Source organism: Advenella alkanexedens (genome assembly GCF_019132845.1).
Lineage (GTDB): Bacteria > Pseudomonadota > Gammaproteobacteria > Burkholderiales > Burkholderiaceae_B > Advenella > Advenella alkanexedens.
In genome coordinates, this window is the sequence record NZ_JAHSPR010000001.1 from 499,178 (window position 1) to 525,454 (window position 26,277).

25 protein-coding genes and 1 tRNA gene are annotated in these 26,277 nt (G+C 42.6%); 22 read left to right on the top strand and 4 right to left on the bottom strand.

From position 1 onward, the window contains the following. Positions 1–10: 10 nt before the first annotated feature. Together KU392_RS02345 and KU392_RS02350 are read right to left on the bottom strand one after the other, a co-directional pair. Positions 11–1,642, bottom strand: coding sequence for a 3-hydroxyacyl-CoA dehydrogenase NAD-binding domain-containing protein (locus KU392_RS02345; protein WP_217734440.1), 1,632 nt, complete (start codon positions 1,640–1,642; stop codon positions 11–13). A 10-nt stretch (positions 1,643–1,652) separates the two neighbouring features. Next, positions 1,653–2,822 carry a thiolase domain-containing protein gene (locus KU392_RS02350; RefSeq protein ID WP_217734441.1) on the bottom strand — a complete coding sequence of 390 codons (1,170 nt, stop codon included), beginning with the start codon at positions 2,820–2,822 and terminating at the stop codon, positions 1,653–1,655. 162 nt (positions 2,823–2,984) lie between these two features. Between KU392_RS02350 and KU392_RS02355 the strand changes: the two genes are divergently transcribed. The 3 genes from KU392_RS02355 to KU392_RS02365 are packed head-to-tail and all read left to right on the top strand — an operon-like array spanning position 2,985 to position 6,636. Continuing rightward, positions 2,985–4,826: an AMP-binding protein gene (locus KU392_RS02355; RefSeq protein ID WP_217734442.1), complete on the top strand. Its 1,842-nt coding sequence runs from the start codon at positions 2,985–2,987 to the stop codon at positions 4,824–4,826. Positions 4,827–4,849: 23 nt separating this feature from the next. Beyond that, the gene (locus tag KU392_RS02360; RefSeq protein WP_217734443.1) at positions 4,850–5,626 is read left to right on the top strand and encodes a crotonase/enoyl-CoA hydratase family protein; all 777 of its coding nucleotides are present in this window, start codon (positions 4,850–4,852) and stop codon (positions 5,624–5,626) included. Positions 5,627–5,664: 38 nt separating this feature from the next. Continuing rightward, the gene (locus tag KU392_RS02365) at positions 5,665–6,636 is read left to right on the top strand and encodes a tripartite tricarboxylate transporter substrate-binding protein (RefSeq protein WP_217734444.1); all 972 of its coding nucleotides are present in this window, start codon (positions 5,665–5,667) and stop codon (positions 6,634–6,636) included. A gap of 186 nt (positions 6,637–6,822) precedes the next feature. On the opposite strand, the gene KU392_RS02370 is transcribed toward KU392_RS02365, so the two are convergent. Next, positions 6,823–6,897, bottom strand: a tRNA-Arg gene (locus KU392_RS02370). Between the two features lie 175 nt (positions 6,898–7,072). Here KU392_RS02370 and KU392_RS02375 point away from each other — a divergent pair. Further along, positions 7,073–7,660, top strand: a complete 588-nt coding sequence (locus KU392_RS02375) for a transcription termination/antitermination NusG family protein (RefSeq protein WP_217734445.1) — start codon at positions 7,073–7,075, stop codon at positions 7,658–7,660. Between the two features lie 232 nt (positions 7,661–7,892). Here the strand turns inward: KU392_RS02375 and KU392_RS02380 are convergent, their stop codons facing one another. After that, the gene (locus KU392_RS02380) at positions 7,893–8,051 is read right to left on the bottom strand and encodes a hypothetical protein (RefSeq protein WP_217734446.1); all 159 of its coding nucleotides are present in this window, start codon (positions 8,049–8,051) and stop codon (positions 7,893–7,895) included. A 79-nt stretch (positions 8,052–8,130) separates the two neighbouring features. Between KU392_RS02380 and KU392_RS02385 the strand changes: the two genes are divergently transcribed. From KU392_RS02385 to KU392_RS02465, 18 genes are all read left to right on the top strand, one after another. Then, positions 8,131–9,246 carry a polysaccharide biosynthesis/export family protein gene (locus KU392_RS02385; protein WP_246587189.1) on the top strand — a complete coding sequence of 372 codons (1,116 nt, stop codon included), beginning with the start codon at positions 8,131–8,133 and terminating at the stop codon, positions 9,244–9,246. A gap of 11 nt (positions 9,247–9,257) precedes the next feature. Beyond that, complete coding sequence (locus tag KU392_RS02390; protein ID WP_217734447.1) at positions 9,258–9,701, top strand: low molecular weight protein-tyrosine-phosphatase; 444 nt, start codon at positions 9,258–9,260, stop codon at positions 9,699–9,701. Positions 9,702–9,757: 56 nt separating this feature from the next. Then, the gene (locus tag KU392_RS02395) at positions 9,758–11,986 is read left to right on the top strand and encodes a polysaccharide biosynthesis tyrosine autokinase (RefSeq protein WP_217734448.1); all 2,229 of its coding nucleotides are present in this window, start codon (positions 9,758–9,760) and stop codon (positions 11,984–11,986) included. A 219-nt stretch (positions 11,987–12,205) separates the two neighbouring features. After that, complete coding sequence (locus KU392_RS02400; protein ID WP_217734449.1) at positions 12,206–13,696, top strand: lipopolysaccharide biosynthesis protein; 1,491 nt, start codon at positions 12,206–12,208, stop codon at positions 13,694–13,696. A gap of 73 nt (positions 13,697–13,769) precedes the next feature. Continuing rightward, entirely contained in the window at positions 13,770–14,864 is a 1,095-nt protein-coding gene (locus KU392_RS02405) for a glycosyltransferase (protein ID WP_217734450.1), read from the top strand. Positions 14,865–14,879: 15 nt separating this feature from the next. Further along, positions 14,880–16,001: a glycosyltransferase family 4 protein gene (locus KU392_RS02410; RefSeq protein ID WP_217734451.1), complete on the top strand. Its 1,122-nt coding sequence runs from the start codon at positions 14,880–14,882 to the stop codon at positions 15,999–16,001. Next, complete coding sequence (locus tag KU392_RS02415; RefSeq protein WP_217734452.1) at positions 16,001–16,951, top strand: glycosyltransferase family 2 protein; 951 nt, start codon at positions 16,001–16,003, stop codon at positions 16,949–16,951. The genes KU392_RS02410 and KU392_RS02415 overlap by 1 nt, the downstream gene beginning before the upstream one ends. Next, entirely contained in the window at positions 16,948–18,060 is a 1,113-nt protein-coding gene (locus KU392_RS02420; RefSeq protein ID WP_217734453.1) for an EpsG family protein, read from the top strand. The genes KU392_RS02415 and KU392_RS02420 overlap by 4 nt, the downstream gene beginning before the upstream one ends. Then, entirely contained in the window at positions 18,057–18,923 is an 867-nt protein-coding gene (locus KU392_RS02425) for a glycosyltransferase family A protein (protein WP_217734454.1), read from the top strand. The genes KU392_RS02420 and KU392_RS02425 overlap by 4 nt, the downstream gene beginning before the upstream one ends. Before the next feature lie 630 nt (positions 18,924–19,553). After that, a complete protein-coding gene (locus KU392_RS02430) occupies positions 19,554–20,381 on the top strand; it encodes a glycosyltransferase family 2 protein (protein ID WP_217734455.1) in 828 nt (275 codons plus the stop codon). A 176-nt stretch (positions 20,382–20,557) separates the two neighbouring features. After that, a complete protein-coding gene (locus tag KU392_RS14460; RefSeq protein ID WP_484765265.1) occupies positions 20,558–20,761 on the top strand; it encodes a transposase in 204 nt (67 codons plus the stop codon). 93 nt (positions 20,762–20,854) lie between these two features. Beyond that, a complete protein-coding gene (locus KU392_RS02435) occupies positions 20,855–21,328 on the top strand; it encodes a hypothetical protein (RefSeq protein WP_217734456.1) in 474 nt (157 codons plus the stop codon). A 103-nt stretch (positions 21,329–21,431) separates the two neighbouring features. After that, positions 21,432–22,583 (top strand): glycosyltransferase family 4 protein, encoded by a 1,152-nt coding sequence (locus KU392_RS02440; protein WP_217734457.1) that lies wholly within the window; start codon positions 21,432–21,434, stop codon positions 22,581–22,583. A 45-nt stretch (positions 22,584–22,628) separates the two neighbouring features. Then, complete coding sequence (locus KU392_RS02445) at positions 22,629–22,862, top strand: hypothetical protein (protein WP_217734458.1); 234 nt, start codon at positions 22,629–22,631, stop codon at positions 22,860–22,862. A gap of 20 nt (positions 22,863–22,882) precedes the next feature. After that, entirely contained in the window at positions 22,883–23,488 is a 606-nt protein-coding gene (locus KU392_RS02450) for a sugar transferase (RefSeq protein WP_217734459.1), read from the top strand. Continuing rightward, entirely contained in the window at positions 23,481–24,455 is a 975-nt protein-coding gene (locus KU392_RS02455; RefSeq protein ID WP_217734460.1) for an ATP-grasp domain-containing protein, read from the top strand. The genes KU392_RS02450 and KU392_RS02455 overlap by 8 nt, the downstream gene beginning before the upstream one ends. Then, positions 24,439–25,104 carry an HAD family hydrolase gene (locus KU392_RS02460; protein ID WP_217734461.1) on the top strand — a complete coding sequence of 222 codons (666 nt, stop codon included), beginning with the start codon at positions 24,439–24,441 and terminating at the stop codon, positions 25,102–25,104. The genes KU392_RS02455 and KU392_RS02460 overlap by 17 nt, the downstream gene beginning before the upstream one ends. After that, positions 25,098–26,276: a DegT/DnrJ/EryC1/StrS family aminotransferase gene (locus KU392_RS02465; protein WP_217734462.1), complete on the top strand. Its 1,179-nt coding sequence runs from the start codon at positions 25,098–25,100 to the stop codon at positions 26,274–26,276. The genes KU392_RS02460 and KU392_RS02465 overlap by 7 nt, the downstream gene beginning before the upstream one ends. The last annotated feature ends 1 nt before the right edge of the window (position 26,277 follow it).

Consider the following 26,277-nt stretch of genomic DNA (forward strand, 5'->3'; position numbering starts at 1 on the left):
ATTCCTTGTATTATTGATTAAGAGCCAGTTCTTTAAGTAAACGGGCAGGCCTGAACGACTCGCCATAACGTTGCTCAAACTCAACAAGCTTATGGTAAATTTTTGCGTAACCCTGCTGCCTGGCAAAATACATCGGCCCCCCCTTCCATGACGGCCAGCCATATCCGTATTGCCATACCATATCAATGTCGCTCTCACGCTCAACAATACCTTCCTCCTGCAACTTGAAGCCCTCATTAACCATGGGAAAAACAAGACGCTGAATAAGCTCCTCGTCGCCAATGACGCGTCGAAGAATCTGCGCCTGTACCGAGGCGGCCTCAAGCATGTTTTTTACCTCTTGAGAGGGAACGGGCGCACGCTTGCCCGGCACATAATCGTAGTATCCTTTCCCCGCCTGCTTGCCTGTTCGCCCCGTTTCGTAAAGCCGGTCAATAATCGGATCCTTCTCGCCACTTTCCTGCCTGCGCATATAATTAACGGCAATCCCCCCTGCCATATCCTGCAGCTCGAAGGTCCCCATGGGCAAACCAAACGCACGCAACACCCTGTCAATTTGCTGCGGCAATGCGCCTTCCAGTAACAATTGGCCAGCCTGTCGCTCTCGCGCCATCATAAGACGGTTACCCACAAACCCCTTGCAAATACCCACCACCACCGGGATCTTGCCAAGACGGTTTGAAAGTACTTTGGCCAGATTGATGGCGTGCGTACTGGTACGCGGCCCTTTAATGACTTCAATTAAACGCATTACATGCGCCGGGTTAAAAAAGTGCAGGCCAAGCACACGCTCGGGGCAACGCGTTACCGATGCAATTTGGTCAATATCCAGCGTAGAAGTATTGCTGCACAATATCGCATGCGGTGGGGCATATTGATCTATTTGCGCAAAGATGGATTTTTTCAATTCCATCTGTTCCCATACCGCTTCAATCACGGCATCGGCCGCGCTAATGTCGGAAATATCAAGGGTAGCGCGTATGCGTGCTGAACGCTTCTGCGCTTCATCCTGGCTAATTCTGGCTTTATCAACCAATTTTTGCAGCTCGTCATTAATAGCTTTGTGTGCCGCATCAAGCGCTTCTTGCGTTTGATCATAAAGCATCACGGAAATGCCCGCATTGATCAATGCCATCGCAATACCCCGCCCCATACGACCACTACCAATAATGGCCACGCAGTTCAACGGAAATGCGCCATCATCAGCAGAAGGAATGGACGCCTGAATTTGCGCCAATGCTTTTTGAGAGTACTCTCGGGCACAATTTGCTGCCGGTGTCGTAAAACTCAGGATAGCTTCACCTGACGGCTCTTTGGAACAATGCACCACCACTTCATCTCCAATAGCCAGCGCATTAACATCAGCCTCTACAATGATTGACGTCAGCCTGAAACCTTCCTCCATTTCAATGATGGCCGGTGCAATTCGATCGGCAATCGTAAAAGAATAAATACGCCCCTTTCCACTTGAAACACGCCAAACCGTCTCGCGATTGCCGCAATGAGGACAATGGACACGAGGATAAAAATGGGGCTTCAGGCATTGCTCACACCATTTGAAGCCAAGTTGACCCGCATCGAGAAATTGCGAATAATGCGCTGAAATACCGGTAGATGTAGATGTATTTAATGAAGTTTGCACGTTATATCCTTTACTCTGCCTGCAGAATGATTGTTCCGGCGCTGTGGTAACTTGACATCATGGCGCCTGTTGCGTGGGCCAAGACGAATTCACGATTTTTTACTTGCAGCAAGGGATGCGCCTGCCCGCGACACTGACGAACCGCCTCCAGCAACTTCGTCATCCCCCCCTTGTTACCCGGATGGTTGCTGCACAACCCGCCACCATCCGTATTAAAAGCCAGCCGGCCCTGGCCGCTGATAAGATTGCCATCCTGTACGAATTTGCCCCCTTCTCCTTTCCTGCAGAAACCAAGGTCTTCCAGCTGCATAATGACCGTAATGGTGAAGCTGTCATACAGCGAGGCATAATGAATATCATCAACCGAAATACCGGCCTCAGCAAACGCCCGCTCTCCCGACCATTTTCCTGCGGAGTAGCTGATATCCATAAACCCGCCATCCCTGTGCTTGGTCGCTTCACCGGTACCAATAACCTTAACCTTGGGCTGCTTTAATCCGGCAGCCACTTCCGGGCTGACAACAACAATGGCTCCACCGCCATCGGTCATCACACAACAATCAAGCCGGTGCAAAGGATCCGCCACCATCGGTGACTGAAGCACATCCTCAACCGTGACCACTTCTTGTCGCAAGGCATGAGGGTTGTACTGCGCATGATGCGATGCCGCCACCTTCACCCAGGCCAATTGCTCTGACGTTGTGCCAAACTCATACATGTGACGCCTGGCCACCATCGCATATCCGTAAATCGGCATGCCAGGCACACCTGCCGCAAAAGGCAAATCGGGCATACTGCTGCGATCCACCCCCGATAAAGCGGTTCCCTGTTTTTTCGCCAGCGGACAATCGGCCATCGTAATCAGCGCTACCTGACAGTAACCGGCGGCAATAGCCTGTGCCGCATGACGCACGTGCAAAAGATAAGACGAGCCACCTGTTTCGGTTGTATCCATGTATTTAAGATTGCGCAGACCCAAATATTCAGCCATGGTTAACCCACCCAGGCCTGGCGCATCGGCACCACAAAAATAGGCATCAACATCATCAAGCGTCAACCCGGCATCTTCCAATGCTCCCAATGCAACATCAGCGTGAAGCTGTGCGATGGTAAGGCCCTGCGCTCTTCTGACAGGGTGTTCGTAAATACCCGCTATATATGCTTTCTCTTTTATTTTCATTATATGGTTACCTTATACATAAATAATATAAATACCAAAATTACCTATAAAAAAATATATAACCCATTAAATTAGAATGAAATATGGGGATTTCCCTAGGTTCATAAGGAAATTAATTAATATAAGATTACCTTACTTTAAGTTAAGGATCAAGGATTTTAAATGAAGGCAGAGTTCCTCAACATTCCTTTTTTACCACGTCAGATTTCAATCGAAACGCGTCCGGACGGGACGTTAATCGTACGATCAAAAATCGCCTTGAAAGCGTGCGAAAAAAATATTCCATCACTGCTGCACAGAAATGCACAACAGCGTCCCAATCACCCCTGGCTGGCGCAAAGAAGAGGTCAAGCCCAACAGTGGGCATCCATCTCCTACCTGGAAGGACAAAAACAGGTCAATGCAGTAACACAGCACTTACTCAACCTGAATCAGCCAGGTAAAACCGTCATGGTGTTAAGCGCCAACTCTATCGAGCACGGCATACTTGAAGTAGCTGCCATGCAAGCCAGAATGCCTTATGCCCCCATCACAACGGCTTACTCCTTATTGAGTCGTGATTTCTCAAAACTAAAGGCCATGCACGACCTGCTGGAGCCCGCCGTAATTTTTGTACAAGATGGCAAAATGTACGAAAACGCCCTGCAGGCCATCGGGCAAGATACGCATGTCATCTATGTGGATAACCCTATCGAGCTCCCATCAACAAGTTCCTGGCATGAAATCATTCAAACACCCGTCACCCCGGATGTAACCGACTCCATAGAGAAAATCACCGGCGACACCGTTGCGAAATACCAGTTCACGTCCGGTTCAACCGGCATACCGAAAGCAGCCATTGTGACGCAATCCATGCTGTGCACGGCCATGGCAATGACCTCACAAATGATTGAATGGGGCGATGACCGGCCCGAAACAATATTGCTGGACTGGCTACCCTGGAGTCATGTCGCGGGGGGACATGCGGTCTTCAACGGAGTACTGGAAGATGGCGGCACCCTGTATATCGATAACGGAAGACCAACACCGACCGAATTTCATCAAACCCTCAAAAATCTCAAGGAAATTTCCCCGATACGATTCAGTGGCGTACCCGTTTCCTATACCATGCTCGCCGAGGCGCTACAGAAAGATGAAGCGCTCGGCAAAAGTTTCTTCCGAAACCTCAAGCGAATGACCTACTCAGGCGCCAAGCTTCCCGAAACCGTCTACGACGCCATACAACAACAGGCAATCCGACACACCGGCTTTAAAATTCCTTTTGTATCCGCTTACGGCTCAACCGAAACGTCAGCCGCGGTCACCTATGTACACTGGCCCTCAAATAAAACGGGCCTTATCGGCCTACCACACCCGGGCGTGGAAATGAAGCTCATTCCACTGAATGATGAAAACCGCTATGAAATTCGGGTGCGAAGTGCTGCCGTCACCCCTGGCTACCTGAAACAGCCTGCACTGACAGCAGAAAGTTTCGATGAAGAAGGTTTCTTCAAAATGGGAGATGCCGCCACTTTTGTTGATCCTGCCAACCCACACGAGGGCCTGGCCTTTGCAGGCCGGGTTGCTGAAGAATTTAAACTACAGTCTGGGGGCTTTGTCAGAGTAAGCGCCCTGCGAGTGGACTGCCTGAATGCCTGCTCTCCGCTATTAAATGACATCGTCATAACGGGCGCCGACCGGGCTTATTTGGGTGCCCTGGTGTGGCTGAACCTGGCCGAATGCTGCCAACAATTCAATCTGGATACTAACGACATACAAGCCTGCATCCAGAACGAAAAACTGCGTGAGTCCCTGAAAAACCGCTTCCTTGAACATAACAAAAACCACCCCGGTTCAAGCATGTCAATCAAACGCATCTGGATACTGGAAACACCCCCCTCTATTGACAGCGGAGAGACCACTGACAAAGGATACATCAATCAAAGAAAGGTTCTAGAGAACAGAAAACAGGAAGTCGAAAAACTTTATGAAGGTGATGAATCACCTAACCTCATTTTAATTTAACTGCGATAGCAAACGAGATTGCCATGAATCAAAAAAAACTCCTTGTGGAAAGAATCAACAACCACATTGTATTAACCCTTAACAGAGCCGAAAAAAGAAATGCACTAGATGATGAGTTGATCAGTGATCTTGAGGTTTTTTTTTCCCAACCCGTTGAAGACTGTCAGTGCATTATCATTCAAGGTAGCGGCGAACACTTTTCTGCGGGTCTGGATCTGTTTGAACTCATGGAGAAAAGATCCACTGACCCAATCGTGAGCATGCGCCGCTCAAAACAATGGCACCGGGTTTTTGACCTGATCCAATACAGCGAGGTTCCCGTCATCAGCGTCCTTAAAGGAGGCGTTATTGGAGGTGGCTTTGAACTGGCCGCCGCAACGCATATTCGGGTTAGCGAAGCATCTACCTATTTTCAACTCCCGGAAGGCCAGCGCGGCATTTTTGTTGGCGGTGGCGGTTCAGTTCGTATTCCAAGAATTATTGGCGCCGGTCGCGTCATGGAATTAATGCTGACCGGAAGAAAAATTCCGGTTGAGGAATCAGCCAACCTTGGACTGTCCCACTATGTGGTTGAGAACGGACAAGGCCTGGATCAAGCGTTAGCCCTTGCCGGAATCGTCTCTCAAAATGCCCCCTCGTCCAATTACGCGATTATTCATGGCATTTCACGTATTGCTGAAATGTCAAGCGCCGATGGGCTCTTTGCCGAAACCATGGTGACCTCCATGACCAGAAACGCAGGCAAGAGCGACAAACGCATCAAGGATTTTTTCCAGCAACGTAAAACTCAACACAACTAAACCACACATCCAATCACAGATTTGAAAGAGGAGACAAAATGAAGTCGAGTATTTTTCTAAAATCAGCCCTGATTTTGGCCTGCGCAACCTTTGCCCAGTCATCTATCGCCCAGGATAAGTCACCTATTACGCTAGTCGTCGGATTTGCTGCCGGCGGAACGACCGATATCGTAACCAGAATTCTTTCTGAACCACTCAGCAAGGAACTGGGAGAAACCGTCATTGTATTGAATCGTGCCGGTGCCGGCGGACGAATTGCCGCAGAGTATGTCAAAAATGCAAAGCCAGATGGTAAAACCTATCTGGTCGGACCTGATGGCTGGGCAATATTCCCAACCGCCATGCATTCACCTGCCACACTTCGCTACGACTTGATGAAAGATCTGCGTACCGTTGCCCAGGTTGTCTCATACCCACTGGCACTGGTCGCCAGCAATCAAGTTCCTGCGACCAACCTGAAAGACTATGCCGCATGGTTACAACAAAACCCGCAAAAAGCACAATTTGGCACTCCGGCGCCAGGTGGCCAGGTGCAGTTTGTTGGCTGGGTTGCCGGAAAAACACTGGGCACACAAATTGAGCCAGTCACTTATAAAGGCACATCCCCCATGATCGTTGATTTACTTGGCGAACAACTACCTGCCGCCATTCTGCCAACGGGCACCATACTTGGCCAGCCACGAGACAAAATCAAAATTCTTGGCGTGATGGCCGAAAAACGCTGGGAACTGGCCCCAGATGCGCCCACTTTCATTGAGCAGGGTTACAACCTTGAAGTTGCTGAAGCCTGGCAAGGATTTTTTGCCCCCGCCGCCACTCCCACAGCAGAAATCAATAAGATGGAAGCCGCACTAAAAAAAGTATTGGACATGGAAGATGTCAAGGAAGCAATACGAACCAAGGCCATGCTATCACCCAAGTTCGTGCCGGCCAATGAGATGGAAAAAATGCTAAACCGTGACATTGCCTACTGGGGCAAAGTAATCAAGGACTCTGGTTACCAGCCTTAAGGTATGAATTCCCACGCGGGAGCGTGGGAACTAGCAAAACGTTGAATGGGCGTCCAACTTTGGGGGATCAGTTCAGAGCGTGAGAACGAGGAAACGATCTTCCTGTATTAAGAGCTACATCTGGTTCCCACGCTCCCGCGTGGGAACGCCTGTTTTTATAATTATTGAAACCAGCATAAAGCAAGATGGTGTCCCCACCAGGAATCGAACCTGGATCTGATTCTTAGGAGGAACCTGTTCTATCCATTGAACTACAGGGACACGCAACCAGCCCGTTAATATAGCATTAGAATAAATTTCAAACAAGCAACAAGCGCTTTATCACAGTTAATTTATCCTCGCTCCATCCTCCCCCTCATTCCCAACCAGACAAAACCACCCCACCCTCTTGCAGATATTGCTACACTACCCTCAGGCAAACAACGACAGCGACTGTATGAGACAACCCAAACACCCGACTCCGGAAAACCGCACCACAAACCCGGTGCAGCCAGAACACGAAACCACCCGTTTCCCCTGGTACGTTGCCTACACCAAACCCCGGCAAGAAGAATTTGCCTTAAGCCATCTTTTACAGCAAGACTTCAACGCCTACCTGCCGCGCTACAAAAAACTTAAAAAACCGGCTAAAAACGCCATTAACCAGGAAATACAGGTCGTGCACGAACCCATGTTCCCGCGCTATATCTTCCTGCAACAAACCCGCCAGGAACAATCCATTAGCAAAGCACAGAACACCCGCGGCATTGTTACGCTGGTGCGTTTTGGCGTAGAGCTGGCCACCATGCCTGCACACCTGATTGCCGCCATCCAGGAATTTGAACAACAGCGCAACCAGGCCAGCTTCAACGACATCAGCCCCTTAAAACCCGGCACCAAAGTTACACTTAATCACAACACCCCCCTGCAAGGGCTGGAAGGCCTGGTACAAACCGCCTCATCCAAACGGGTGGTTGTGCTGCTTGAAATACTGGGCAGACCCAAAACCATTAAGCTTGAACCAAATCAGCTTGACATTACTTAAAATAATATAGAAAAAATATAATTCCCTGTTTTCATTACATATTTCAACAATATTTCAACCGGCCACAATCTTCAAACGTTGCCCAAAAAGAACAAAAAAACCAAAGAAAGGATGAAAATAAGAACAATTTGACACTTTTATGAAAAAAAAACATGTAATAAAACAACGAAAACCAAAATAAAACATGAAACATGATATTTCTTAACATTTTTCCCCTAAACTAGCCATGGCCTTAGGCAACCAGCAGGGAATACCCTGCATTGCCCTGCAACATCAATCCAATATTCACCGCAATGTTTTCATGAAAACACATGAAAACATTGCGGTAGCCTGCCTGAATACTTTGCAATTGTGCAAACAGGCCCATAAAACGTCTATAATTTCGCTTCATAACCAATTTGGCCCCCAGTACAATAAAAGCAAAATGCCAACATTGCCCAAGACAACCTATTAACAAATAATTTGAACCCATGCGTATAAAAACAACTTTACTGTTAGCTGTCACCTCCGTTGCCCTTTCCGCCTGCGCCATGGCGCCCGGCATGTACATGGGGGGCCCAGGCTCAGTCCAGAACGAACTGGACAACAACGAACAGTTAAAAGACGGTGAAGCACCCGCCGGTGCCTTAATAACCATAGATGCAGCCCTTATTAAACAACAAACCCTTAACCAGCCTGTCATTACCAACGTCAACCACCTGTTTGGCAACCCCACCGCCTACACCGTAGGCCCGGGTGACGTCCTGAACATTATTGTATGGGATCACCCGGAACTGTCCCTGTCAGGTGCCACAGGCGCTGCCAGCACGGAAGGCAGCAACGTGGGTAATGGCTACAACGTTAGTTCAGATGGCCGCATCCAGTTCCCGTTTGCCGGTGCCGTTAAGGTTTCGGGCCTGACCGAACTGCAAATTCGAGAAAAACTAACCAAAACCCTGGCCAAGTACATTACAGACCCACAGCTAACCGTACGCGTACAATCTTACCGCAACAGCCGCGTTTACCTGGACGGTGAAGTCAACAACCCCGGTCTGCAAAACCTGAACGACATCCCCATGACCCTGCCCGAAGCCCTTAACCGTGCAGGCGGCCTTACCGAAAAGGCAGACCGTTCTTCCATTGTGTTAACCCGCAATGGCAAAGAAACCGTCATCAACCTGGCCAAAATGACAGCCCAGGGTATTAACCCCAACCGCATCATGCTTAAAAACGGCGACATGCTGCGCGTAAACAACCGTGACCGCGCCAAAGTGTTCATGATAGGCGAAGTATTAAAACCGCAAGCATTGGTCATGAACGATGGCCAGCTTACCCTGGCCCAGGCCCTGGGTGAAGTGGGTGGCACCTCTATTAGCAGCAACCCCGGCCAGGTTTACGTGATCCGCAAAGGCAAACAGGAACAGGCAGAAATTTTCCACCTGAACGCCAACTCGCCCACCGCCCTTATCCTTGCCAGCGGCTTCCAGCTGAAACCGCAAGACATGGTCTATGTAGACCCCGCCCGCGTGGTACGCTGGAACCGTGTCATCAGCAACATTCTGCCCAGCTATGGTGCCGTTGTTTCCACGGTAAACGCCACCAACTAAACCCGGCAGTAATGAACAATATACTAACCGTTTGTATTGGCAACATCTGCCGCAGCCCGGTGGCTGAAGCCCTGTTGAAGGCCGCCCTGCCCGAAAAAAACATCTGGTCGGCCGGCCTGGCCGCCCTAAGCGGGCATGCGGCAGACAAAACCGCCCAGGAAATTGCCCTGGCACACGGGCTGGACATTTCCGCCCACCGGGCACAGCAAATCAGCAGCTACATGTGCACCCAGGCCGACCTGATTCTGGTCATGGAAACCGCACACAAGCAAGAGCTGGAACAAAAATACCCCTTCACCCGTGGCAAAGTACACTGCCTGGGCCACACCGGCCCCGGCCAAAAAACCGAAATTGCCGACCCCTACCGAAAAGACCGAGCCGCCTTTGAAACCTCGCACCAGCTTATTGCCCAAGGCGTCAGCCACTGGGCAAACCTGATCAAAAAAATCAGCTAGGCAGGGTTTTCCACCACTCCTGTTTCACCCTTACACTTATCTAAACCAAGCATTTCATGACCGCACCACAGCAAAACCCTTCTTCGTCTTTAAACCCACAAAAAGATAACGACGAAATTGATTTACTGGCCATTCTGGACACCATTTTAGATGCCAAATGGCTGATTGTTGCCATTACCTGCGTTTGCACCCTGCTGGCCATTGCCTACGCCATGTTCAGCACCCCCATTTACCAATCCAACACCCTGATTCAGGTGGAACAAAACCAGGGCAATACCAACCCCGCCATGGGCGAACTGGCCCTGCTGTTTGATGCCGGCTCCCCCGTAGCGGCTGAAATTGAAATACTGCGTTCACGCATGGTAATTGGTGAAACCGTAGACCGACTGCAACTGAACAACAGCGCCACCCCCGATTACATTCCCATTATTGGCCAATGGCTGGCCAAACGGGCCACAGAACTTTCAAACCCCGGCATTTTTGGTTTTGGGGGGTATGTATCGGGTACCGAAAGCATTCGCTTAAGCCAACTGGACGTACCCAATGAACTGCTGGGTACAGAGCTGAAACTGGTGGCCACTGAAACCGGTTATGACTTATACACCGAAAACAATGATTTACTGGTCAGCGGCCCAACCGACCAAACCCACGAATTCCTATACAACGGCGAACCCGGCCGCGTTAACATTGCCAGCCTGCAAGCCAAACCCGGCGCACGTTTTACAGTTGTCAGCACCTCTCGTCAAGCAAAAATCAATCAGCTACAAAATCAACTCCAAGTAAGCGAAAAAGGCAAACAATCTGGCATGCTGGAAGTTTCCTTGGCAGGCCCTGACCGCCGTTTGATTACCGAAATCCTGAACACCCTAGGTAACGTATATGTAAAACAAAACATAGACCGCAAAGCCGCTGAAGCCGATAAATCCTTAAGCTTTCTGGATGCCTTCCTGCCCGAACTGCGCCAGCAAATGCAGGAATCGGAAAGCCAGTACACCGAATTCCGCGACAAAAAAGGCACTTTTGACCTGGGAGCCGAAGGCAAGGCCTCTTTAGACACCAGTGTTAACCTGCAACTGAAACTGCTGGAACTGCAACAAAAACGCCGCGAACTAACCCCCCAATTTACCGCCGCCCACCCCAGCATTAAAGCCATAGACCAGCAAATTGCTGCACTTAACAAGGAAATTGCCAAAGTAACCAGCAGCGTTAAAAAAATGCCTGAACTGGAACAGCAACTGCTTACCCTGACCCGCAACGTAAAGGTAAACAGTGAAATGTACGTAAACCTGCTTAACAGCGCCCAACAATTGCGTCTGGTTAAAGAGGGCAAGGTAGGCAATGTACGGGTGATTGATGAAGCCGTTGTGCCTGGCGGCCCCATTAAACCTAAAAAGACACTGGTACTGGCACTGGGTGTATTACTGGGCTTAATGTTAGGCACGGGTGTTGCTATTGCACGCAGCCTACTGCACCCCGGCATTAAAGAAGCCAATGAAATTGAACAAAGCCTGGGCATGCATGTATTTGCCACCGTACCGCGTTCCATACAGCAAACCACGCAGTACATTCAAGCCACCAGCAAAAAACCGGGCAACCATGTATTGGCTTACGTTGCCCCGCAAGACCCGGCTATTGAAAGCCTGCGAAGCCTGCGCACCGCCCTGCAATTTGCCATGCTGGAAACTACCAACAATATCGTGCTAATTACTGGCCCCACACCCACTATTGGGAAATCCTTCATTAGCGTGAACTTTGCGGCAGTGCTTGGTTCTGCCAATAAAAAGGTATTGCTGATAGATGCCGACTTGCGTAAAGGCTACCTTAACCAGTATTTTGGCAAACCCCGCCACAATGGGGCCAGTGAATTCATTAGCGGCACCATTACTGCAGAACAGGCCATTCATAAAAACGTGCTGCCCAATGTAGACTTCTTAAGTACCGGTGTATTACCGCCCAACCCTTCAGAACTGTTGCTGTCTGCACACGCGATTGAAAAACTGAACCAATTAGCAAAACAGTATGACCTGGTGCTACTTGACAGTGCACCCGTATTGGCCGTTTCTGACGCCATGGCACTAGCCCCGCATGCCGGAGCCACCTTCCTGCTAGCACGGGCTAACCAAACTACCTTAGGTGAAATAGATGAGTCTGCCAAGCGCATACGTCAAGCTGGCGGGCTGGTGAAAGGTGTGATCTTCAATGATATGGTAGCCAAAAACCGTAGATATGGATCGAAATATGGTTATTACCGTTATGCAAATTATGAATATGGCTCTACCAATTAAAGCGACAAACAGATCCTAAGAGCCAACAATCCAAATATTTATTTAATATAAATCTTTAATAACTTACCAAGTACATATTAATTATAAATACAGAGCAAGTACTTCCAAGCAACTATAATACGATTAACTCCTTATAGAGTTAATCATCTAAGTTTGTATGAAAAAATAAACTAGATAATGCAATACTTTAATATATACAGTTTAGAAAAAAACTAAGTCATGGCAACCAAAGAAAACACTTTTCCCTCAGAAAACATATCCAGTGTTGACAAGAGTGAGGTAGGAAATCATGCACGTAAAGGCGTAAAGTGGACAGCTCTGCAGATTGTTGCTCGTAATGTACTAAGTTTAGGTACAACAGCAGTATTAGCACGTTTATTAAATCCAGGTGATTTCGGACTTGTTGGGATGGTTGCAACCTTAACCGCTTTGCTGATGGTTTTTTCTGATATGGGGCTTAGCTGGGCAACAATTCAACGTCAGCAACTCAGTAAATCACAGGTTAGTAATTTATTTTGGATAAATACAGGGATTGGCATATTACTTTGGTTTCTATGTATAGCAGGTTCGCCACTTGTTGCCAACTTCTATGGTGAACCAAAATTAATGGCAATTACTGCTGCATTGGGCGCAGGTTTTGTACTAAGTGGAATCACAGCTCAGCCAATCGCTTTACTTAACCGAAGCATGAATTATAAAGCAACCGCTCAAATTGAAGTGCTTGCTCTTGTTGTGGGTGCGGGCTCAGCACTGGCAGCTGCATTTTATGGCTTAGGCTACTGGGCTCTAGTCATTCAGAGCTTAAGCACTGGTATGGTAAGAATGTTATTAGCTGTGCCTATGAGTCACATACAGATTTCAGCACCCCGTCGAGGAGTGGGCACTTTAAGCTTAGTAACTTTTGGGGGTATGCTGGCATTAAATGGTTTATTAATATATTTGGCTAGAAATCTAGATAGCGTACTGATTGGAAAATATTGGGGAGCAGAAGAATTAGGTTTTTATAATAGAGCTTATTTCTTGATGCTCTTACCTAGCATGCTTGCAACAGGGTTATTAACGAACTTAATGGTGCCTTCCCTGTCAGCCTTACAGGGAAATAAGGAGCGTTTTGGTAACGCTTATCGCAAAGCACTGTGTATGGTAGCTCTTATAGGCTGCCCAATGGCATTAGGCTTAGCACTGACGGCAAATGAAATGGTCTATCTTATCTATGGTGAAAAATGGAAACCAGTAGTTCCATTGTTAATATGGTTAAGTATTGCAAGTATTACTCAACCTCTTTATAACACGACTGGCTGGCTTTTTACCGCTGCTGGAAAAGCCAAAGAGTACTTGTGGTTGACCGTAATAAATGGATTTTTGTTAAGCATAAGCTTTTTTTTAGCACTGCCATATGGTGCATTAGGTATCGCAAAAGCATATGGAATAGTTATGGGGATTGTAATTTTTTTTCCTGCTTTATGGCTTGCACATAAAATTGCAGATTTATCATTTACTCAATCATTGAAAAAATTAATACCCGTCGCTATATGCCTTATTTGTATGTGCTCAGCTACATTAAGTATAGAACAAATTATGATATATTTTCAATTTTCATGGCAAGTAACTTTAGTTTCAAAGATTACAATAGGCATAACTATTTATGGTGGTTTAGCAAACATAATAATGCGTAATTTTATTCAAGAAAATATTTACAAAAGAAAATAATTTTTATATTTTATTTCGAAAAGAATCAAAAAAAAGAGGTTTAAATTTGAAATGCTTATATTTATCAAATACATTGATTGATGGTAAAAGTGCCGCATCCAATCATATAACTGAGATGATAACTGGACTAAAAAAAAATGAAATAGAGGTTGAATTAGTTAGTGCATGTTCAAACCTAAAAGATATATCATTTAAAAAAAACTCAATAAAATTGTGGTTCCCGAAATTCAGAGGTGGTTGGAAATTTTTTCAAATTCAATTTTTTATTCTTTGTTTTTTAAAAAAAAACATTAATTATGATTTTATTTATTTCAGATTAAGTCCTTCTAAAACAATAGCTTATTCTCTGAACCTAATAAAAACCAAAAAAATCATGGAACTAAATGGCCTTGAAATATTAAATAATAAAAATTCTTTATTTCTTTTTAAGATAGCCGACAAAATTTTCGTTAGTAATGAAGCAACAAAAAATTTATTTTTAAAAAACCACTCAAACAAATCAAAAAAAATATCAATAAATTCCAATGTTGGTATAGATTCAAATAAATTCATTAACAAAAACAAAGAAAAATGTAGAGAAGAACTAAATTTAGAAAGAAAAACGCTAATATTAACACTCGTTAGCGGTTTCCAAGAACATCATGATTTTGACACTGTACTTCAAGCTTTTTCATTATTTAACAAAGAAAATCCCTCATCTCTTTTAATTCTAATTGGAGATGGGCCAAGAAAAAATGAAATTGATAAAAAAGTAAAAAATTTATTCTGCACTAATAAAATCTTATTAACAGGCTCACTATACATAGAGGATGTAATTAATTACATAAATGCAACAGACATTTGCTTAAATATTATGCATGAGTGGAAGTTAAAGCAGCATGGCAATCTTAATGCTCAAAAAACTTATGAATATATGGCGCTTGGACGACCAGTCATAGAAACATGTATTACTGAAAATTTCATACCAGAATGGGGACATGAAATGATAACAATCATACCTCCAGAATCAATTAAAGACTTATCTGAAGCCATTAAGCTTATTCATAAAAATTATGACTTCTATGAAAAAAAATCTCTTCTTAACCAAAATTTTATTAAGGAAAACTACACTTGGGAAAAAATATCAGCTAATGTAGTTACACAAGTAAAAAACATCAAAAAAATTTAAAATATATTTACTCAAATGTATATTATTATAAGTTACGACTACCCCCCCAATGATGGAGGCATCAGCCGATTAACTGCAGCTTTTGCAACTGAATTGGCTGCTAGAGATATAAATATTGAGGTATGTACCCTTGAAAGCAACGCCATAAAACAAGGACTACAACGACCAACCTTACCAACAGTCGAGTTATCTCGAAACAAAGGTCAACGTGAATTTGGGCTGCTACGCTATTTACTATCCAGACCCAAGAAAAGCAAAATCATTACGACTGTATGGAACCCAGAGGCTTCCCTTACATGGCTATTAGGTCGAAAAAATCTTTATATATTAGCGCACGGCAATGAAGTAATGCCTTATCCCAAAGGCATTAAATATTTACTAAAATCGTGGTTGCGTAAAAAAGTATTGACTTCCGCTCGATGCGTTATATGCAATAGTCACTATACCGAGCAGTTAGTACTTAATATCTCACCTAATATTACAACTGTCGTTATTAATCCAGGAGTTGACTATGAACGCTTTAATATTCCTCTCACTCGAAATCAGGCACGTCAACAGTTAGAGTTATCCACAGAGAAGCGGGTATTGCTCAGCGTATCTCGTATTGATGACTATAAAGGGCACGATGTAGTACTGAAAGCCCTAGCTACTCTTCCTAAAGATCAATTACAGAATTTGCAATATGTAGTAGCCGGAAAAGGTAGTTATCTTGAAAATCTCAAGCGACAAGCTGCTAAATTAGGGTTGAATGATAATATCCGTTGGCTTGGGTTTGTAGCAGATGAGCAGCTACCACTATTATATAAAGCAGCGGATTTATTTGTTTTATGTACTCGCGAAGACAAACAGCAACGTGGAGTTGAGGGTTTTGGAATGGTTTTTCTTGAGGCTCAAGCCGCTGGGCTCGCAGTAGTCGGCACCAATGCTGGTGGCATACCCGATGCTATTCAAAATGGTGGAGGCGGCTGGTTAATCAATCAGGATGATAGCCAAGAATTGGTCAAATATCTTGTGAAACTAATTTCAAAACCAGAAACAATTCACGAACAAGGCAAACTTGGTCTTGAGCGTGTCCGAAATAAATGTACCTGGCAGCACTATACCGATAATTTACTAACCGTTTTGGATAAATACTAATGACCCAGATCAAAGTGCCTAATGGTGTTTCCGTTGTGATTCCCACTATTAATCGACCTGAGGTGTTGCTAGACACTATTCGTGATGTCCTTAAACAAGATTTCGTGAACTTTGAAGTGATCGTAGTTGATCAGTCTGATGAAATTAATCATAAGGCAATAGAGTTGCTTACAAAAACATCAATACACTGTCGGTATTTTAAAGGGCATTTTAAGGGGCTACCTCAAGCAAGGAATTTTGGACTACAACAAACTAGCAAAGATATTATTTTATATATCGATGATGATATACGTTGCGACAAAAATTTAGTAAAAAACCACTATCAAGCACATTTGAATAGTGGTGCAGCATTAATCGCCGGGGGAATTACTGAAAAAAAGGGGGAATCTCTTACTTCAGCACCACCTGGTTCATTCAACAAATGGACAGCAACAGCAATACGTAATTTCTCATCCAATCAAGCTGGTTGGTGCTGTCATGCACCTGGCGGCAATTTTTCAATAAAAAAACAAGCCTTTAAGGATATTGGAGGCATGGATGAAGCACTAAATATTGGTGCTGCACTTTATGAGGAATCTGAACTCGCTTTACGATTAGAAAAATTTGGTTATAAAGCATGGTTCGAGCCTACTGCCCACCTTACACATCTTGCAGCACCAATGGGTGGATGTAGAGTTTTAAAAGACTGGCCTAAATATATGTATGGACTAGGGCACAATAGAGCTATTCTTGTTTTTCGTCACTTGGCCCCAATTTACTGGCCGACAGCTTTAATCCGCACGCTATTACTGGGGGTATCTTACAGCCGAATTGATAAAAGCATAAAACCTTTTATTGCTGTAATTAAAGGCTTAAAAGACGGTAAGAAGACAGCCAAAAAACAGCCACTTAACACTCAACTCAGTGGTGAAGAAATATTATTTCAAAAAGCTGAGGCTATTTCTCTGTGATACTTTTTAATTTCTCTTTTTATACAATAGTTTGTGCTGTTTTTATAATTCTTTTTGGGAATAAAGAAAAAGCTTCTGCTAGAGCTGGAATTATTGTATATACAATATTGATAGTAATATGGTTATGGGCAGTTCTTTCGTTTAGAGAACCATCCGGTGACCCATGGCGTTATATGCTAAATTTACATTACATTGCAAACCTTAGCTTTGTAGAACTACTGCATTATGATAAAGATCCTTTTGGGTTTTCCCTATTGAATTGGTTCACTTCTAAAATAAATGTCGACTCAGCATTATTTTTCTCTATAGTTTATTTCTTCTGTGTCATACCGCTATATTTAGCTTTCAGAGAGAGATTCAATAAAATAGATGCAGCGATCCTTATAATGCTTTATTTACTTTATCCATTTTATATCAATTATTTGGCAAGTGGTTTTAAACAAGGGATAGCTTTTGGATTTATGCTTTGGGGCTTGAATTGTATACTGGATAGATCTGACCCAAAATGGAAAAAGGGAATAATATTACTTTTTACTGCAACATTATTTCATCAGTCATTTTGGTTAGCAAATATTGCATTTACTGCTTGGTATTTCATTTATCGAAAACGTCCATTAAATTGGGCTCTATCAACTTTAGGAGTATGCATTATTCTTGCTATGATAGGTGCGTCTGAACCTATCATATCGATAATATTACCTCAGGATATAATTAAAAACCTTGGGTTTTCCACTTATTTTGATCAAGATTTTTTAAATAGTGATGAATACTTAAGTGTTGGATACAATTCTGGATTTAGAATAGATTTTACCATTTTTACACTTATACCATTATTTATTATAATAATTTTAAATAAGAATAAAAAAAATAATAACAACTCCTTAGACCTTATTAAATATTATTGTATTTTAGCTTCAGCATATTTTTTGATGGTTTTTATTCCATATTCTGATCGTATAGCTGGTTTTTCTTGGTTCTTAATTCCATTTTTATTTTTCACGTATTTGAACACCCAAAAACTTGCAAAATATAGAAATTTTTTTGTTTCATTTCTTTTTATCTTATATCCTATCCTAATGATTAGCTATATAAAAACATTTTTTCTATGATTACGATTTTAACTCCAACCTACAATAGAAAACATACATTACCTGAACTTTATAAATCATTAATAAATCAAACAAGTTATGATTTTGAATGGTTAATAATTGATGATGGCAGTATTGACAACACCGAGAGTTTAATCAAGAACTACCAAAAATCAACTCCTTTTAACATTCAATATATAAAAAAACCAAATGGCGGAAAATGTTCAGCCTTAAATATAGGCATTAAATCCGCTTCATATGATTGGATTTTTATAATGGATAGCGATGATACCGTTATTTTTGACGCTATAGAAAAAATCAATAAATTAATATTAAATGATATAGATGAAAGCATCGGATCTATTTTTTGTTTAGCCAAAATAGAAAATAAAAAAAATAAATTTTTTGATATTGTTGGAAAAAGTAGATTTTGTGATTGGGTTAAAACAGGAAATTTATTCGATACAGCACCTTTAATCAGAAAAAGCATTGCAATCAATTACCCATTTCCACTTTATGAAAATGAAAAATATATGGCAGAAAGTTGGTTATCTCTTCAAATTGACAGAACTCATTTTTCATATTTTTTAAATCAATTCATAATGAATGCTGAATATCAACCAGATGGCTTATCAACACAATCTTTAAAATTAAGATGTGAAGCACCAATTAATGCAATGAAAGTATATGGTGATTTTTTATCAAGCAATATTGGTTTAAATATGAAATCAAGATACGCTATAAATTATTGGAGGTTTTATTTTCATGCAAAATTGAAATACAAAAAAATAAAAACAAACAATAAGTTTATAAAATATCTCTTATTTTACCCTTTCGGATATATTTTTTTCATCATTGATAATAAAAAAAACATCATTAACTAATGAATAAAATTACGATCTCTATTTTTATACCTGTATTTAACAAAAAATACACAATAGGCAGAGCTATTGAAAGCCTACTATATTAAAGTTTCGATGACTTTTTACTTATAATCATAAATTATGATTCTACAGATAAATCATTAGAAATTATCAATAACTATTAATTTTATTCAAGAGAAAACAGAAAGCTGATTGTGTATTAAGTTTGGATGGTGGAAAAGGTGTCCTCAGAAAACTAGCTGAGGAGATTTTAATAGTCTAAGGCAGACAAGCGAAGTACTAAATTCGATTGAAGGCTACGTGGAAGTGATAGATAAAATGGTGCAATAATTCTTCTGATGCAAGGTTTTTCGATTCAGATTCTCAACTAAAGAAATTACCTAATTTGAATATTAGAAAATGCTCTAGAGTCAACCTCGACATAAATATTTTTAAAGTTATCATTTAGTCGACCTTACCTATTACTATTTTCTCAAGGTGCTCTAATCGGTATGTTAATACAAAATATTTTAATTATTTGATCAATCTCTATTCTTAAAATACAGTAAAAATATGGAAGCAATGAAGTTATCAATAATTTTTTTATAAAAAAATTTAATATTTAAATTAAATACAAATGGTGATAATAATATGTATTTTTCCATAATTGTTCCTCTTTATAACAAAGAGTACAGCATTGAAAAATGTTTAAGGTCTGTCTTGGCACAAACCTACAAACATTATGAATTAATAATTGTTAATGATGGCGCGACAGATAATTCAGATATCATTGTAAAAAAAACAATTGAAGGTCTGGATAATGTTAAATATATTTACCAGAAAAACAAGGGAGTCTCAGCGGCTCGTAATAAGGGGGTTAAATCATCCAAGTATGATTTGATATGTTTTCTAGATGCTGACGATGAATGGAAAACAAGTTTTCTAGAAACCTTAGCTGCTTTAATTAATGACTTTCCCAATGCTGACCTATATGCATTAGCACATATGGTCAAAAAAAGTGGTGCTGAACCTTTCAAACCTAAACATGGTCTACCCGATGGTTATCGCGGATATGTTGAGGATTTTTTCAAAGCATCTAGCAAAGGTAGTGTTTTAAATAGTTCAAAAGCGTGCGTGAGAAAAAAATCATTTTTAACTATCGGTGGTTTTCCTGAAGGAGTAACCGCAGGAGAGGATTTATATGTCTGGATACAAATGGCTTTAAATGGCACTGTTGCATGTGACGTTAGTTATCTCAGTATTGTAAATCAAGTAGAAGATTTCTCCAGATCTGCTCGTAAAAATAGTGTCCCATATCCTATAATTTTTTTCTCAAAGAATAAAATGCTAATAAGAAATAAATCATTAGATAAATATCTTTTCTTAATATTTATTAAGCATTTTATTTATTCTTTAAAAAGCTTAAAATTTAAAGAGGCGGCGCTAAGGACTTATTATTACTCTAAGATTTTTATTTAAAGAATATTTAGTCAGCTCTGAACACCCCCCAAGCCCAATAAATATGGGCTATTTGGGTGATTTCTGATGATAAAAACACCCGATTTAGTGTTTAATAACATCTAGTTTCTGGGAGTTTTACCATGATGTTTGCTTGTCCTGCTACCGATGATTTTTTCCGTTCACGTATTGACTAAATGATTGGCCTATGTCACCTGCTGTCCGTTTTTGTCTCATGGATGCCTTGGCAGGAAATAGAGACACAGGTTGCTCATCTGTTCGTGCACAAGACTAAGGCCAGCCAGGCCGGGCGGCCACGTATCCCGTTACAGGGGATGATTTCACCGCTGTACCTCAAGCATGCTTTTAACGAATCTGATGAAGGTGTGGTTGAATGTTAGGCGAATACCCCACGAGGGCAATTCTTCTCAGCACAAGCCTATTATGAAGATCGCATACCCTGCGATGCTACGACACTGGTTAAATTCCGTCACTTGTTAGGCGATGAAGGGCTTGAAGAACTGCTGGCGCAAACCATTAATGCGGCAGTTGAACTCAAACTGATCAAATCGCAGGAACTCAGGCAGGTGATCGTTGACAGCACCGTCCAGGAAAAAGCCATCGCGCATCGATGTAAGCTCAAACGTTTGGCAGCACAGAAGAAAAAGCAGCTTAAACGGTGTCAGGCGATTGAACCGTTCATCAGGCATTTGAAAACGGATCACCGAATGAAACGCTGCCATCTCAAGGAAAAAAGCGGAGACCAGCTCCATGCAGTGCTGTGCGATGCAGGCTACAAGATCAAGTGGTTGCTGCGCATGATTGCCAAGAAGGGGGTTCCCTTCTTGAGAAGGCTTTTTATGTGCCTGCGTTTGGCACCGAGTTTATCTCAAAAAGGGCTGAAAATACAGTTGGAGCGTCTGGATATAATACTTCAACAGCTTGTTAAACGATTCATTTCAGCCTAAAAAAACACTGAAAATGACTAAATCAGATGGTATTACTATTTAATTAATACTAAATAATAGAACACTTTCAAATAAATTATTAATATATTTAATCTAGTTTTATATGACTTTCCTGCTAATTGCCAGCTATCCAGACTCCCTAATAAAATTCAGAGGACCATTAATTGAAGCAATAAGCAAGAAAGGTCTTCAAGTTCATGTTGCCGTACCAGACATTGCCAGCGATAATAGCCTAAAAAAAGAATTGGAAGCACGAAATATAGTTGTTCACGATATCCCACTACACCGAACTGGCATGAACCCTTTGGCTGACATGATAACTTTAGTACATTTATTAAAGCTTATACGTCGCATCAAACCAGAATACGTATTAGGATACACCATTAAACCTGTTATTTATGGCTCCTTGGCTGCATGGCTGGCAAAAGTGCCGAAACGCTTTGCATTAATTACCGGTTTGGGTTATGCCTTTCAGGGGCAGCAAGACAGTACATCCACCAAACGTGGCTTAACCCGACAATTGGTACAACGATTATATTCATTGGCTTTGGGCAGAACTCATAAAGTGTTTTTCCAGAACCCAGATGACCAGGCCTTATTCAAAAAGTTAAAGATCCTTAAACCATCAACGCCCACTTTTGTAGTGAACGGCTCGGGTGTCAACATTTCTGAGTATGAAGTAACTCCTTTGCCAACATCACCACGTTTCCTGCTTATTGCACGCCTCTTGGGAGACAAAGGTGTACGGGAATATGCACAAGCAGCTAAACAAATAAAAAAAAATCATCCTGAAGTAAATTTTGACCTGGTTGGCTGGATAGATGAAAACCCCGATACCATCAAACAACAGGAACTAGACACTTGGATTGAGGAAGGTACGCTTAACTACCTGGGCAAACTGGCTGATGTACGCCCTGCCATTTCAAACTGTTCAGTTTTCGTACTACCCTCATACAGAGAAGGAACTCCACGTACAGTGTTAGAAGCCATGTCAATGGGCAGGGCCATTATTACCACTGACGCCCCCGGTTGCAGGGAAACTGTTATTGATAATGACAATGGCTTTCTTGTTCCAGTTAAGTCAGTAGAAGCACTGGTTGTTGCCATGAAAAATTTAATTGACAACCCTGATCTGATTAAAAAAATGGGACAGCGTTCACGAGAAATAGCAGAAGAAAAATACGATGTTCATAAAGTCAATGACAGTATGCTAAAAGCAATGGGCATTTCGGAAAGTACGAATAGATATGCTTAATTTTGATTATTAAAATGATACTTTTTAAAACTAAGGAGTATCATCATGTTTGAATTTATTTCAACCAACAAAATTTTGCATAAGGCCGGTTTTGTTTTGTTTATAGACAAAAACAACGAAATTATTTTAGACCCTGATTCTATGGATGAATTCAGTAACTGGGCACTTTCCAAGCGCAAATACGACATAGCTGAAGAACTTTCTGGCCTATTAAATGAACTTCTTGAGGAAGCTAAGATTTTCATTCATAAAAATCAATGCCTTAGAAATCTTCATTAATTTTCTTACAACCATATTCCATGTTTAAACGATTTATTGATATCTTTGTATCGGCTATTGCCTTAATTATTCTATCACCCGTAATAGCATTCGTTGCATGGAAAATATCAAAAAAACTGGGTTCCCCCGTTCTCTTCCGCCAGGTTCGTCCTGGCCTGAACGGCAAGCCCTTTACCATGGTCAAATTCCGTACCATGCGAGATGCCTTGGATAAAAACGGCAACCCTCTGCCCGATTCAGAACGCATGACACTTTTCGGAAATTTCCTGCGTTCCACCAGTCTGGATGAGCTACCCGAACTATGGAACGTATTAAAAGGCGATATGAGTCTGGTAGGACCACGCCCTTTATTAATGGAATACCTGCCCCTGTACAGCAAAGAACAGGCTCGCCGCCATGAGGTGCGCCCGGGTGTTACCGGTTGGGCACAAATCAATGGCCGCAATGCCATCAGCTGGGAAGAAAAGTTCAAGCTGGATGTCTGGTATGTGGATAATCAATCTTTCTGGCTGGATGTAAAAATCCTGTTCCTGACCGTCAAAAAAGTGTTTATTAAAGATGGAATTTCTGCAGATGGTCATGTAACCATGCCTCCTTTCGAAGGAACTCGTAAAGAAAATGAATAGCAAGACGAATATTCTAATATTATCTGCCGGGCGTCGTGTTGAACTGGTGCAAGTTTTCCAGGAAGCGTTAAAGAAGCATTTTCCTGAATCAAAGGTTTACACAACAGATTTATATCCTGATATTTCCGCTGCATGCCAGGTTTCAGATGCTTCTTTTAAAGCTCCTAGAGTGACATCTGATGAATACATTAATTTTTTAATAGATATTTGCACAAACCATAAGATTGGATTGGTTATTCCCACCATTGATACTGAGCTTATCGTTCTTGCCAAAAACAAAGAAAAATTTAACAATATTGGAACCACTGTTGTAATTGCAAGCCAAAATTTAGTTGAAGCATGTAGAGACAAACGGGAATCAGCCAAAATTTTCACATCATTAGCTATTGATCAACCTGAAATTTATGATCGTGACGACATAAAATTTCCGTGTTTTTGCAAACCCTATGATGGCAGCTGTAGTATAGGGGCCATGCCCATTTTTAACAAAGATATGCTCACTAACGATATCATGTCCGATGAGCGTAATATGTTTATGGAGCTCATTGGGAAAGAGTATAAAGAATATACTATTGATGCTTATTACAACAAGCAAGGAAAACTCTGTTGCCTGGTACCCCGCGAGCGACTTGAGATCCGTGCTGGTGAAGTAAGCAAAGGTGCAACACGAAAAAACTTTGTTTATAAATACCTGTTAAATAAATTGGATAAGCTAAAAGGTGGTATGGGCTGCATAACAGTACAGGTATTTGCGAATCCAGAAACCGAATCCATTAAGTCTCTTGAAATCAATCCCAGATTTGGGGGAGGCTACCCTCTTGCACATGCAGCAGGTGCAAACTATCCAGAATGGTTAATTCAAGAATACTTATTAAATAAAAATATTGAATTTTTTGATAATTGGGAAGATAACCTTTTAATGCTTCGTTACGATGCAAAAGTAATTGTTCATGATAAAAATAAATAAGCAATCTTTTGTCGTTTTTGATCTTGACGACACCTTATACAAAGAAAAAAGTTACAATATTTCCGGTTTAAATGCTGTCTCAGCATTTGTTAAAAAAATATATGAAAATGATCTGGGTAACTTGCTAGTTGAATGGCAACAAGCTGGAATTAAGGATATTTGGCAAAACCTTTGCCACCATCTTCAATTGAATACCTCTGTTAAAGAGTCATTTCTTTGGATATACCGGCTTCATCAACCCAATATCTCACTTTCTAAAGAAACAAAAGAAATCCTGCATTTAATCCAACAATCTACTGCAGGAATAGCCATTTTGACTGATGGCAGATCAACAACACAACGTCTTAAAATTGCAGCACTGGGTCTTGATCAACTCCCGGCTTTTATATCTGAAGACTGGCAATCAGAAAAACCTGACCCTAAGCGTTTCATAGAAATATCACACCGATATAAAGCAGACAATTACGTTTATATCGGCGACAACCCCAAAAAAGACTTTAAAGCCCCCAATGAATTAGGTTGGCACACTATTGGTTTGATTGGTGATAGTGAAAATATTCACTCTCAATCTGTAGAAAACTTAGAACAAATATTTTTACCCAATATTTGGGTTGAAAGTTTAGATAATTTACGCGAGTTCTTATGCTAAATACCCCCTTCTCCCCCTGGCCCTCTTTCACTGTTGAAGAGGCCGATGCCGTTCGTGATGTTATTTTATCCAACAAGGTTAATTACTGGACGGGTACCCAATGCCGGGATTTTGAAAAAGCCTTTGCCGCCTGGACTCATACCGCCCATGCAATAGCCGTGGCAAACGGCACGCTGGCGCTGGATTTGGCTTTCAAAGCACTGGATATTGGCCCGGGTGATGAGGTTATCGTGACTTCCCGCACCTTCCTGGCTTCGGTGTCCAGCATTATCAATACCGGTGCCAAACCGGTGTTTGCCGATGTTTGCCGTGATTCGCAAAACATTACCGCGGAAACCATCAAGGCGGTATTAACGCCCAACACCAAGGCCATTGTATGCGTGCACCTGGCAGGCTGGCCCTGCGATATGGACCCGATTATGGCACTGGCCCGGGAACATGACCTGTATGTGGTGGAGGATTGCGCCCAGGCGCATGGGGCCATTTACAAAGGCCAACCAGTGGGCAGCATTGGGGATATTGGTGCCTGGTCTTTCTGCCAGGACAAGATCATGACCACCGGGGGTGAAGGCGGCATGGTTACCACCAATAACCGGAATTACTGGCTGAAAATGTGGGCCTATAAGGACCATGGCAAAAGCTGGGAAGCCGTGTACGAACGTGAACATGCCCCCGGTTTTCGTTGGCTGCATGAAAGCTTTGGTACCAACTGGCGCATGACCGAAGTACAGGCCGTACTTGGCCTGATCCAGCTGGAACGCATGCAGGAATGGACGAGGCTTCGCCAGCAAAACGCCAACCAAATATGGGAAACCGCCAAACAGCTGCCTGCCCTGCGGGTGCCGGAAGTGCCTGAAGGCAGCGAACATGCCGCCTACAAATGCTATGTGTTCGTGCGGCCTGAGCAGTTAAAACCCGACTGGAACCGCGACCGTATTATTAATGAAATGGTGGCAGCAGGTGTGCCGGCCTTTTCCGGCTCCTGCTCTGAAGTGTATCTGGAAAAGGCGTTCGACAATACCAACCTGCGCCCGGCCCAGCGCCTGCCGGTAGCCATGGAACTGGGTGAAACGTCCTTGATGTTCCTGGTGCACCCCACCCTGACCCCGGCAGAAATAGATAAAACCTGCCAGGTTTTAAGCAGTGTCATGGAACAGGCCAGCAGGAGTTAGG